The organism is Butyrivibrio sp. LC3010 (assembly GCF_000424385.1).
Lineage (GTDB): Bacteria > Bacillota > Clostridia > Lachnospirales > Lachnospiraceae > Butyrivibrio.
The window spans coordinates 61184-74549 of sequence record NZ_AUJU01000012.1; the positions used below are offsets into that span (position 1 = coordinate 61184).

At 39.5% G+C, this 13366-nt stretch carries 10 protein-coding genes; all 10 read left to right on the forward strand.

The window, feature by feature from the left end:
* Window positions 1-95 precede the first annotated feature (95 nt).
* The 10 genes from G622_RS0110390 (at window position 96) to G622_RS0110435 (ending at window position 13358) form a co-directional block, all read left to right on the forward strand.
* Window positions 96-1907 carry a carboxylesterase/lipase family protein gene (locus tag G622_RS0110390; RefSeq protein WP_026510671.1) on the forward strand — a complete coding sequence of 604 codons (1812 nt, stop codon included), beginning with the start codon at window positions 96-98 and terminating at the stop codon, window positions 1905-1907.
* A 130-nt stretch (window positions 1908-2037) separates the two neighbouring features.
* Complete coding sequence (locus tag G622_RS0110395) at window positions 2038-3591, forward strand: sodium/proline symporter (RefSeq protein WP_026510672.1); 1554 nt, start codon at window positions 2038-2040, stop codon at window positions 3589-3591.
* Between the two features lie 29 nt (window positions 3592-3620).
* Complete coding sequence (locus G622_RS0110400) at window positions 3621-4649, forward strand: SDR family oxidoreductase (protein ID WP_026510673.1); 1029 nt, start codon at window positions 3621-3623, stop codon at window positions 4647-4649.
* Between the two features lie 68 nt (window positions 4650-4717).
* A complete protein-coding gene (locus tag G622_RS0110405; RefSeq protein WP_026510674.1) occupies window positions 4718-5794 on the forward strand; it encodes a threonine aldolase family protein in 1077 nt (358 codons plus the stop codon).
* Window positions 5795-5936: 142 nt separating this feature from the next.
* Window positions 5937-7241, forward strand: coding sequence for an ATP-binding cassette domain-containing protein (locus G622_RS0110410; protein WP_026510675.1), 1305 nt, complete (start codon window positions 5937-5939; stop codon window positions 7239-7241).
* Between the two features lie 5 nt (window positions 7242-7246).
* Window positions 7247-8191, forward strand: a complete 945-nt coding sequence (locus tag G622_RS0110415; RefSeq protein WP_026510676.1) for an ABC transporter permease — start codon at window positions 7247-7249, stop codon at window positions 8189-8191.
* 130 nt (window positions 8192-8321) lie between these two features.
* Window positions 8322-10661, forward strand: a complete 2340-nt coding sequence (locus G622_RS0110420) for a glycoside hydrolase family 31 protein (RefSeq protein ID WP_026510677.1) — start codon at window positions 8322-8324, stop codon at window positions 10659-10661.
* Between the two features lie 44 nt (window positions 10662-10705).
* Entirely contained in the window at window positions 10706-11569 is an 864-nt protein-coding gene (locus G622_RS0110425; RefSeq protein WP_026510678.1) for a substrate-binding periplasmic protein, read from the forward strand.
* Window positions 11570-11589: 20 nt separating this feature from the next.
* Entirely contained in the window at window positions 11590-12261 is a 672-nt protein-coding gene (locus G622_RS0110430; RefSeq protein WP_026510679.1) for an amino acid ABC transporter permease, read from the forward strand.
* Window positions 12262-12263: 2 nt separating this feature from the next.
* Window positions 12264-13358, forward strand: coding sequence for an amino acid ABC transporter ATP-binding protein (locus G622_RS0110435; RefSeq protein WP_196814202.1), 1095 nt, complete (start codon window positions 12264-12266; stop codon window positions 13356-13358).
* Window positions 13359-13366 lie beyond the last annotated feature (8 nt).

Genomic DNA, 13366 nt, shown 5'->3' on the forward strand with positions numbered 1-13366 from the left:
CTGAATCCCGGATGCACGACATAGTCACATGTATCCGGGATTTTTATGTTTATTCGAAAGATATTTAGTTGTTTTTAGTTGTAAGAGGTAAAGATATGTTGTTTTTATTATTGATTCTTGCTATTGCCTATCTGTTCTTCCTTGAGATTTCGAAGAACCTTATTATAGGCTGGTGCATAGGAATAGTTCTATTTATTATTGCATTTTGTGTAAGGCACACTCTTAAGAAGAAAAACAAGTGGAGTGGAATTAGTGCCGTATGCACAATGATCATCATTTTGATATGCCTTGCGTTCAACTATAAGGCTACAGAACCGCCTTATAAGCAGGTTCCTGCAGTTACTTATAAAAATCCTGTGGTAACAGCACCAATTCACGTTGAGCAGGGAGACATTACAGGTGTTTATGACAAGGATCATTTAACAGAGATTTATGCAGGAATTCCCTATGCAAAAGCGCCTGTGGGAGATCTTAGATGGAAAGAACCCCAGGATACTGAAGGCTGGAAAGGCGTAAGAGCCTGTGATACCTATGCTCCTATGGCTATGCAGCCCACACAGCAGGTATGGTACTCTTCACTGTCAGATATACTTGGAACCCATGAGTATAGATTTACCATGGGCGACGAATATAGAGAAGCCATGAGCGAGGACTGCCTGTATCTCAATGTGTACCGCCCTGCAGATTACCAGGGAGAACCGCTTCCGGTTGTATTTTATATACATGGAGGATCTCTTAATACAGGAAAATCTTATTATACAAAGTACAGAGGAGAGAGCTTTGCAAAAAAAGGAGTTATTTTAGTTAACTTTGCATACAGACTTGGTGTTTTTGGATATATGGCAAATGATGAGCTTATGGCTGAGTCTCCTAATAATACCACCGGTAATTACGGACTTTTGGATCAGATCAAGGCACTTAAGTGGGTTCATGAAAATATCGGAGCCTTTGGCGGGGATCCCGATAACATTACAATAGCCGGTGAATCAGCAGGTTCATCTTCTGTAAATGCTCTTTGTGTATCACCTCTTTCAGAGGGGTTATTTGTAAGAGCAATAGCAGAGAGTAGTGGAATAAATGCTTACAAGCCCTATCATACCTTCAGAGAGATGGAAAAAGCCCTTTCAACAGGTGAAGAGGTAATGCAGGAGTTTTCTGCTAATAATATTGAAGAATTAAGAGATATTGATGCAACAACTATTCTCACCACAAAGTCTGTCAATGACAGTATGTGCGTTGACGGCTATGCCATTACGGAACAGCCTTATCTTACTTATGAAAAAGGTGAAAATCACGAACAGGCTCTTCTTAACGGGTCTAACATGAAAGAAGCAGATGCCTTTGTTATGCCAAGAAAAGTGACTAAGGAGAACTATGAAGAGGAGCTTTCAAAGATTCTTGGTCCCTACGCAGCAGAAGCGGCAGAGCTGATACCTGCAGGAAGTGTAACAAGAGATCAGACATTTATAGTAGATGCCGGAGGAGATGCCAAGGGAAGCATGGCATTTGTTTATAGTGATGCATGGTTTTCCTACAGCCATAATGTTTGGAGCAGATACATGGAGGCGCAGAATAAGCCGGTTTATCAGTATTTCTTTACCAAAACCAACAATCATCTGAGTAATCATCACGCGGGTGAACTCATATATGCTTACGGCAATCTGGATTATTATCCCGGATTATATGATGAGGATGACTACAAGGTTTCTGAAGCCATGCAGGAATACTGGACAAACTTTGCAAAATACGGAGATCCCAACGGCACAGGCAGCGAACTTCCTAATTGGCCTGTGTGGAACTCTTCAGAGGATAAACTCTTAGAATTAAATGATGAGATAAAACTCATAGACAATCCATATCATGAGCTTAACAAAATCATAGATAAATATCAGGAAGAGCTTAAGTAATAGATATTCCCTTTAACCCTTTAGTGTGATAAAATCATAAAGTATATATAAAAAAATGAAAAAAGAGGACTGACCTAAGGAATCCATCGCAATCGGTACCCCTTAGGTCGAAGACTAAAGGGGAGTAAATATGACAACAGCACAAATAGGTATTATCATCTCAATTTTGGCATACTTAGCTATGATGTTGCTGGTGGGATTTGTAAGCGCCAGAGATACTAATGATGTCAGTGATTTTTATCTGGGAGGAAGAAAGCTTGGACCTTTTGTGACAGCCATGAGTGCAGAGGCCTCAGATATGAGTTCTTATCTGCTCATGGGTCTGCCGGGTCTGGCTTATTTTTCAGGAATAGCAGATGCAGGATGGACTGCAATCGGGCTTATTGTAGGAACATATCTGAACTGGCTCTTCACAGCAAGGAGACTCAGGAATTACACTGAAAAGCTTGATGCTATTACCATTCCTGATTATTTCAGAAAGAGATTTCGCGATAATAGCAACATTTTACTGTGTCTCGGAGCTATATTTATCATTATTTTCTTTATTCCTTACACAGCTTCAGGATTTTCAGCCTGCGGAAAATTGTTCTCATCACTTTTTGGTGTGAATTATCAGCTTGCGATGATCGTTTCGGCTGTAATCATTATCGGCTACACTACAACGGGAGGCTTTCTTGCAGCTTCAAAGACTGATTTTATCCAGTCAATCGTTATGACCATTGCACTGTTTTTTGTACTTGGATATGGTATATATTCTGTCGCAGGTATATCTTCCGTAATCGATATTTCAAAAAGCATATCAGGATTTTTGGAGCTCAGTGAAACTCATAACAATATAACAGATGCCGCTGATGCGTATGGCTTATTTAATAAGATTACGATGTTCTGCTGGGGACTTGGATATTTCGGAATGCCACATATTCTCTTAAGATTTATGGCTGCCCGTAAGGCTACTGACTTAAAATTATCCAGAAGAATAGCATCTGTATGGGTTGTTTTTTCACTGTTTATAGCAGTATTCCTTGGAGTAGTCGGAAGAGCAATGACAGAGGCAAATGTTCTGGAATCTCTTATTGATCCTGAGAATCCCGGAAGTTCTTCCAAAGCAGAGACTCTGATAGTTGTTTTAGCTCATCAGATAAGTGAAAATGGCTTTTTCTTTGCACTTTTAGCTGGTGTAGTACTGGCAGGAATTCTTGCTTCAACCATGTCTACGGCAGATTCTCAGCTGATTGCAGCATCTTCAGCGGTTTCTGAAAATATTATTCAGGAGACCTTTGGTATTAAGCTTAATGAGAAAGCTGCTATGCTTACTGCCCGCATTACACTTATTGTTGTAGCAGTATTTGGGGTATTAATTGCATGGAATCCCAATAGTTCGGTATTTGGTATTGTATCATTTGCATGGGCTGGTTTTGGTGCGGTATTCGGACCTGCAATGATTATGTCACTGTATTGGAAAAGAACAAATAAATTCGGTGTTATGGCAGGCATGATTTCTGGCGGCAGCATGGTATTTTTGTGGAAATATTATGTAAGACCTATCGGTGGCTTCTGGGATCTTTATGAGCTTGCACCTGCATTTATTGTAGCGTTAGTATTTATAGTAATTGTAAGTCTTTTAACAAAGGCACCAGAGCAGGATATTTTGGACGAATTTGAACATGTATCCAAAATGTCTTAAGCATCGGACCAAATAAGGAGGATTTACGGATGAAGAAAAAGGCATTATTTATCGGTGGAACAGGTACAATAAGTACTGCAATCGTGAAACGTCTTGTCAATGAGCTTGATTGGGACGTATGGGTTCTTAATCGTGGAAACCGCTCAGAGGTCCTCCCGAAGGATACACATTTTATCACAGCTGATATCAATAATGAAAAAGAGGTCCTGGAAAAGATTGGAGACCTTACCTTTGACTGTGTATGCGAATTTATCGGTTTTACCGTAGAGCAGGTTGAGCGTGACTACAGGCTTTTCAAGGGAAAGACAAAGCAGTACATATACACAAGTTCTGCATCAGCTTATAACAAGCCCGCAGCAAATTATGTGATTACGGAAGGCACTACCCTTGCCAATCCTCACTGGGAATATTCCAGAAATAAGATCGCCTGTGAGGAGTTTCTTATGGAGAAATACCGCAAGGAAGGATTCCCTGTAACAATTGTAAGACCCAGCCACACCTATGATGAGAGAAGTATTCCTGTAGGTGTTCACGGACAATACGGTTCCTATCAGGTATTAAAGCGTATGATGGAGGGAAAACCGGTAATTGTTCACGGAGACGGATCATCTTTGTGGCATCTAACCTTTAATAAGGATTTTGCCATTGGATATACAGGCCTTATGGGCAACAGACATGCCTTTGGTGAAGCTTTCCAGATAACCGGAGATGAGGTTCTTACCTGGGATCAGATACATCAGACAGTTGCGGATATCCTTTCAGTAGAGCCGAAGCTTTATCATGTTTCTTCAGAATTCTTAAGTGCTGTAGGCGAAAAATACGGCTATGACTTCGAGGGAGGCCTTATAGGAGATAAAGCTGTTTCCGTAGTTTTTGATAACAGTAAATTAAAGAGACTTGTTCCCGAAATGACTACTACAGTCAGATTCGATGAGGGAGCACGCATAGCTATTGACTACATACTTTCACATCCTGAGTGTCAGAAGGAAGATCCGGAATTCGACAGCTGGTGTGATAAGGTCATTGCAGCATTAGAGGATGCAAAGAATAAAATATAATGATGTAATTTCTGAACGCAATAAAGAAAAGCGTTCAAGGATCATCACTTTTGACAGGAGCATACAACGTGAGTAACAAAATATCTTTTTCCAGTGATTATACTAAGGGAGCGCATCCAAAAATATTAGAGCGATTAAGTCAGACTAATTTTGAGCCAAATACCGGTTATGGTACGGATAAATATTGTGAAAGCGCAGCCGGTAAGATAAAGGAAGCATGTAATTGTCCTGATGCGGATGTTTTCTTCCTTGTAGGTGGAACCCAGACAAATCAGACTATTATAGACATGCTGCTTAATCCCTATGAGGGAGTGGTTGCAGCAGAAACAGGTCATGTGGCAGCCCATGAAGCGGGAGCGATAGAGTTTTCCGGTCATAAAGTACTGACACTTCCAAGCGTCAAAGACAGCATGGCAGGTGAGAAAACCAGATATTCCGATCAGATTGGTAAAATTGATGCCGCAGATCTTAAGGCTTTTATCAAGGCTTTTTATGCTGATGATAACCATGAACACATGGTTTTTCCCGGAGCAGTATATATTTCACATCCGACAGAATACGGAACTCTTTACACTAAGTCAGAGCTTACAGAGATTTCCAATGTCTGCAAAGAGTTTGAAATTCCGCTATTTCTTGACGGAGCAAGGCTTGGCTATGGTCTTATGAGCGACAGAACGGACGTTACAATACAGGATATTGCAAGTCTTGTTGATGTTTTTTACATCGGAGGAACCAAGGTCGGAGCTTTGTTTGGAGAGGCTGTGGTATTTACAAAAGGAGTTACCACTAAGCATCCCATACCTGTAATTAAGCAGCATGGCGCGCTTCTTGCCAAAGGCTGGCTGTTGGGACTACAGTTTGATACATTATTTACTGACAATCTTTATTTTGATATCAGTAAAAATGCTATTGATATGGCAAATATGCTTAAGGAAGGACTCATAAGCAAGGGGTATCAGCTTTATATCGATTCTCCTACGAACCAGCAGTTTATTGTTCTTGAGGATGACAAGCTAAAAGCACTTTCAGAGAACGTAGTATACGGATTCTGGGAGAAACTTGATGATACTCACACTGTTATAAGGCTCGCAACAGATTGGGCTACAACAAAAGAAGATATAGATAAATTAATGTCCTATATGTAGGGTATATTTTGTGATTATAAAAAGGAACATTCGTTGTTGATACTACGGATGTTCCTTTTTCTGAAATTGTTATATTATGTTTATGAGGGTTTCATAATAACTTGTTATTATTAATGAGAGTCTTATGAAGAGGGGGCAAAATATGTTCAATTCAATTCTTGATTTATTGTTGTTTTTCCTGATATCTCTAGGATACTGGAAAATCTTCAATAAATGTGGTATTAAGTCTTTTTGGGCGTTTATCCCTTTTGCAAGGGAATATCATATATCTTTGTGCGCAGACAGGGAGCTTGAGGGACGGGTATATACTATCCATTCCGCTATTGCTTATGTCATTTTATCCCTGAACCATATCATTAAAAATGAGATGGCGGTTGCTCTTCTTACAATCGTATTGCTGGCGGTATATATATCAAGATATGTTTATCAGATAAGAATATACCTGGGTCTTATAAAAGTCTTTGAAAGAAAGAAAAACTTCATATGGCTGTTGGTCATATTTGAAGTTCCTGCTCTTTTATATCTCGGTTTTTCAAAAAAATGCATGCCTAACAAAAAGTTTATAGATTACAGAAAGCTGGATGGCGCTATGGTCAGCGGAGTAGAGACCGAGGATACGGATAGCGGACTGTCTGTAAATATAAACGAAAGAACCACATTTGAGTTTTTTAAGAAAATTATGCTACTTAAGGACATCCACATGACTATTCCAAGGGGGCGCATGGTTTTGCTTCTGGGAGGGTCCGGTGCAGGAAAAACCACCTTTGTAAATGCTGTTACAGGCTACGAAAAGGCAGATGCTACGGTTAAGCTTGATGGGAATGATATTTATGAAGAATACTCCAAGATGATTTATGATGTTGGATTCGTCCCCCAACAGGATTTGATGAGGGATAATGACACAGTTCTTCTTACTTTATCGGATGCTGCTTCATTAAGACTTCCATCAAGCGTTGGATTTATTGAGATAAACGAAAGAATCAATCATGTACTAAAAGAGTTTGGTCTTGAATCCGTAAAGAACAGCCTTGTTGAGAAGCTTTCAGGAGGACAGCGAAAACGATTGTCCATAGCGATGGAGTATATTTCCGATCCCTCCCTGTTTATTCTTGATGAGCCTGATTCGGGGCTTGACGGAGTTGTAGCAAGGAGCATTTTTGAAAAGCTTAGAGCGATAGCGGATGAAGGAAAAATTGTAATAGTAATATCCCACACTCCCGACAGAGTTGCAGATTTGTTTGATGATCTTATAGTTCTTGCAAAGGATAAGACAAGAGCCGGAAGACTGGCGTGGTATGGGCCGTTAAAGGAAGCCTATGAGTTCTTTGGAGCTGATTCTTTGGAGGATGTTCTTCTTACGATTAACCAGAAAGAGGAAGGCGGTCAGGGAAGAGCAGACGAATTTGTCGAGGAATATGCTAAACGAATCATAGAAAAGGTTGGGTGAAAAAAATGGCTGCTAAGATAAAAAGGCATAGAGGAAGATTTTCTCAGACTATCATCTATTTGGGAAAACATTTCAGAATGTTTCTTTTTGAGAATGACTGGAAGGTTCTGCCGATGTCGGCAGTAATTGCAGGTCTTGTTTATTTTGCGGTTGGAGGGAATCTCTTTAAAACAATGGAAGGCACGCTGATGGGAACTTTTGCCCTGGCATGTGTATGTATTTGGAATGGCTTTTTCAATTCCATCCAGGTAATATGCAGAGAGCGTGCGATAATCAAAAGAGAGCACAGGTCAGGACTTCACATGAGTGCATATGTAGCCTCGCATATGATTTATCAGGCAATTCTATGCATTTTACAGGTTGCGATTATGATTGGCGTCTGTCATCTTATGGAAATCCAATTGCCACAAAGGAGTCTTATTACAAAATGGCCAATCATAGATTTTGGACTTACCCTTTTTCTTATTACATATTGCGCTGATATGTGTGCGCTTTTAATCTCAGCTTTTGCAACAACGCCTACCGCGGCTATGACTATCATGCCGTTTTTGCTCATAGTTCAGCTCTTATTTTCCGGTGCATTCTTTTCACTTCCTGAAAAAGCAATGCCATTTACATATCTTACGGCAACCAAATGGGGGCTGACGGCAATGTGCGCCCAGGGGGACTATAATTCCCTGCCGATGGTATCTATCTGGAATAGTGCCATTAAGATGAAAAATGTTGAAATAGAAGGAGAAAAGCCTTTTCAGGAGGCACTGGTCTATATTGAAAAAAACAATATGAGAGATGATCTTTTAATGAGATGTGCCCAGCAGAACCAGGAACCGAAATACGATTTTGACAAAGATATAGTGTTAGGAGCCTGGAGCTGGCTGATTTTGTGGACAGTAATATATATTATTTTAGCCACAATATTACTGGAGTTCATTGACAGAGATAAAAGATAATAGGTTAAGCAATAATTGCAAATAGATAAACAAAATTGAATATATACTTTGGATGGTATTCCGTTCATAATCATTTGTAATGACCATGTTCAGAAATTGAAGAAAAGTGGGGAAAGAAGGTATTTGAATTATGATGGACGTTGTGCCTGCAAAGGGAAGAAGCATTTCTAAAGTATATGAAGAAAATGATGCTGTTTTTATGGTGTCTGAAGCCGGTGTTTTGAGGATTATTCCACAAAAGGGAGGAATAGTCAGAGTTTCTTTTTCCGGTGACGGGAGCTTTAACGAGGAGCAGGGAAAAGACTTTTTGGACTATCGCGGAAGCTTAAATTATGAAATTTTGGGTGATGTAACTGATGAAAATATGGAATATATCAGCATAAAGACAGATGAAGGAACTGTCAGAGTACATAAAAAGTCCGGAGTTATTTCATTTTATGATAATAAAGGACAGCTCCTGCTTTCAGAGGATAAAAAACATCCAAGAGAGCTTGAGAAAATCCCGTTATTCAGGACAGCTAAAGCCGACAGGGTGCAGATCGAAGAGGTTGTGACTGCAGACGGAGTAAAGAAAAGGATCAAGGCGGCTGATAAAGAACAGTATGGTGAGGCATACAAGACAAGGATTTTCTTTGATTTTCAGGAGAACGAGCTTTTAACAGGATTTGGACAGGGAGAGCATGGTGAGTGGAATTTAAGGAAACGCACTTACTATGTACATCAGGCAAATAAGAAAATTGGGATTCCAATGATGGTTTCCAGCAGGAAATATGGAATCCTTTTAAGCACAAATTCTCTTTTTATGTTCTGTGAGGATGAAGAGAAGGCATATATTCAGACAGAAGCAGATCATTATCTGGATTATTTTTTCCTGTTTGGAAAAGATCTTTTTGATGTAGTTAGAAATTACAGAAGGATAACAGGAAAAGCTGCCATGCTGCCAATGTGGGCATACGGCTACATTCAGTCAAAGGAGCGATATTGTGATCAGGAAGAAATCCTGAAAACAGCGGAGGAATTCAGGAAAAGGGATATAGGTGTTGACTGCCTTGTGCTTGACTGGATGAGCTGGGAGGATAACAAATGGGGACAAAAGAGTTTTGATAAAAAGCGGTTTCCTGACCCGAAGGCTATGATAGCAGGGCTTCATAGGAAGGGAATTCATTTTATGATGTCCATTTGGCCCAATATGAGTGCAGGGACAGAGAATAATGAAGAATTTAAGAAGAAAGATCTTTTGTTTCCGGGAACTGATATTTACAATGCGTTTTCCAAAGAAGGAAGAGATCTTTACTGGTCACAGGCCCAAAGGGCACTGTATCCTCATGGAGTTGATGCCTGGTGGTGTGATTCAAGCGAACCCATAACCCCTGAGTGGACACATCTGGTAGAACCCTCTGATGGGGAAAAATACTATGAGTATAAGCAGGATGCATCAAATATGATGCCCTTTGAGCTTGCAAATGCATTTGGTAAATATCATGCCATGACCATATGGGATGGGCAAAGAAGCAGTTCATTAGAAAAGAGAGTAGTAAACCTGACAAGAAGCGGATGGTCTGGAAGTCAGAAGTATGGAACCATACTTTGGTCAGGAGATATTGCTGCCAGCTGGAATACACTTAAAAACCAGGTCAGAGCCGCGTTGCAGTTTGCTTCAAGCGGAATGCCCTATTGGACCCTTGATGCAGGAGCCTTTTTTGTAAAAAAAGGAATACAGTGGTTCTGGAATGGTGATTTTAGTGACGGAATAGATGAAGCATATAAGAAGCTATATGTAAGATGGCTTGAATTTGCCGCATATCTCCCTGTATTCAGGGCTCATGGTACTGATGTGGACAGAGAACCCTGGGCATTTGGAGATAGAGGCGATAAGTACTATGAAGCTATCTGCGATACCATAAAAAACAGATACAAACTTCTTCCATATATCTACTCAATTGGCGCTGCGGCTCATTTTGATGATGCGATGATCATAAGGCCACTTATGTTTGATTTTGCATCTGATGGAAAAGCTGTAGATATTGCAGATCAGTTTATGTTTGGTGACAGTCTTATGATATGCCCTGTGATAAGTGAGTCTGACAGGAGAGAAGTTTATCTGCCTTCAGAATGTGATTGGTACGATTTTTACACCGATGAAGTATTTAATGGTGGTCAGACCATTCAATATACCAGTCCTCTTGAAAGTATCCCGGTATTTGTAAGAGCAGGGGCGATTATACCCACAGGGAAGCCTGCCGGATGTACAGAATATATGGATGGGGATGATATAGAAGTTGTAATCTATCCCGGAGCTGATACGAAATTCAGATTATATGAAGATGCCGGGGACGGTTACGGCTATGAAAACGGAGAGTATGTTATTACAGATTTTTCCTGGAATGATAAGGATAGGAATTTTTCCTATGAATCTGTAGGAGATATGAGATTTAGAAAAGGCAAAATAAATTATAAGATAATCCATTAGGAAAGTTCCAAAGAATCAGTGTAGTTGTCTAAGAGTCTGATGTGATGGGTATGGTTAATAAACATAAATTTTTAATGGCATTTTTGGGAGTAGTGGTTGCAGCGGTTATTGTTTTTATTATAACAAACAACAGTAACTACAATAATTTGTCCGGGGCAGAAAAGGTCGATCAGTTTTCCGGAAAAACTGTCGGAGTAATGCTGGCCTGGGAGTCAGATTATGCTCTGACAGCAAGAAAGGATCTTAATATTTTAAGATATGATCAGTTACCGGATATGGTTATGGCACTTCAGCATGACAGAATAGATGCTATTGCATTGGATGCGTTGACTGCAAAAACCGTACTTTTCATGACAGATGGATTGGAGATTGTGCCGCCGATTTACGGACAATATGGGTATGTAGCTGCTTTTGGGCGAAATGAAAAGGAACTATGTGATGACTACGATGCATTTTTAAGGGAGTACATCAGGACAGATGAATATCAGGATCTTCAGAGAAGAATTAGCGAGTTTGACGGTCATAAATTCGACGGAAAGATAATAAGACCAACAGGAACGGGCAGAACCATCACTGTAGCATGTAATGAAAGTGGTTTTCCATCTACGTACTATGATTATGCTAATGATTGCTGGGTCGGTAGTGATTATGAACCTTTTATCACATGGGCAAATGCGAGAAATTATAAAGTTGAAATAACAGGAACTGTATATGAAGACATGATTATGGGCGTTTTCAGAGGCAGATACGAGATGATAATCGGATTTCTGAGTGAGTTGTATCAAGATGACTTTGATACCTTTGGAATCAATCATTCTATACCATTAAATCCCATAGGCATTTATTTTTTAGTAAAAAGTAAAAACGGAATATCGACAAGTTATGGGCTTTATGAAGAGTTCGAGTGATATGCTGAGGGGTATTTATTATGGATTATACGAGAAAAATGCTTTATTACACATTTGTTAATGAAGACAGATACATAATCTTTTTAAGAGGCTTTGGTAATACACTACTTTTGTCAATTGCAAGCTTTATCCTTGGAACCATGTTTGGAGTGCTTCTTTGTGCATGCAAACGTTCAGGGAACAAGTCACTTGTAAAGATCGGGAATCTGATAACCTCAATTCTTATAAATATTCCAACCATGGTACTGCTACTGGCATTTGTATATGTGATATTCGGATCAATCCATGCTCCACTTACGATAATTATTATTATTGCACTTACTATGAAGACAGGAGCATATATCTGTGAAATATTCAATACTTCTCTTGATGCAGTAGATGTAGGAGAAATAGAGGCAGCGAGAACCCTGGCAATGAGTAAGAGGCAGACATTCAGATATATAATCATGCCACATGTAATTTCAACAGGGCTCGAGTTATATAAAAACCAGTTCGTCATTTGTATGCAGGAAACTGCAGTTGTAGGATATGTTGCCATGGTGGATCTTACAAGAGCTGCCAGTATAGTAGCTGCCAGAACTATGGACGCATTTTTTGGACTTATTACGATCACAATAATTTACTTCCTGATTGGATATATTGCGAAGAATTTGTTGAATCTGTTGCAGGCAAATGAGCATATCGAGGTATAAATATGGATTTGATAAATATTAAGAATCTTACAATGGATTATGGTCAGGGCATTATACTTAACGATATTAATCTTGATGTTGCAAAAGGGGAGACAGTTTTTTTGATCGGGGGATCCGGCTGCGGGAAAAGTACTCTTCTTAGATGCATAAACAGACTTATTACACCTACGGCTGGAGAAATATATATAAATGGCGAGAATATCTTAAAGCCGGATGCGGACATCGACAAAATACGTCGCAGTATGGCCATGGTATTTCAGAGCTTTAATCTGTTTTCACATCTTAATGTTATTGAAAATCTGATACTTGCACCGATGAAAGTATTAAATAAGTCAAAAGAAGAGGCTATAGAGGATGCCAGGCAAATTTTAAAAAGAGTAGGTATGTCCGGACGTGAAAATTCCATGCCGGAATGGCTTTCGGGTGGACAAAAGCAGAGAATAGCTATAGCAAGGGCGCTTGCCATGCATCCGGATGTTATTCTTTTTGATGAGCCAACAAGTGCACTTGATCCAACGATGGTAGGCGAAGTTAAAGCGGTTATAAGTGATCTTTGCAATGAAGGACAGACTAGTGTAATAGTGACACATGATATGAGCTTTGCAAGAAATACTGCGTCTAAGGTGGTTTTTCTTGCGGAAAAAGGCATATATGAACAGGGTGAGCCAATTGAATTTTTTGATAAACCTAAAAAGGTGTTAACTAAGAAGTTTCTGTATAATTCAAGAATGCTTGAAAGAAGCTTTGAGTCAGATACCATAGATATCTTAGCCCTTGCCAGTGAATTACGAAAATTTATATCAAGATTTCAAAATGACAGTAATCACGATAAGCTTATTTCCACTATTTGTGATGAGTTTCTTTATCCGATATTCAATGCCGGAGAAAAGGCTCCCGTAAGTATGGATATGAGACTTATCTGTAGTGAAACCAGCAGATCACATTACTTAATGTTTGGTTTTCCGGATTTAGACATTGATCCATTAAGCGATACATTTATAGATGAACTAAACTTAAAGATATTGGAACATCAATCTTCTTTGATAATGAGCAAGAAAAGAGATGATGTCGGGTATGATGTTTGTATTCAAATGTAAGCAGTTAT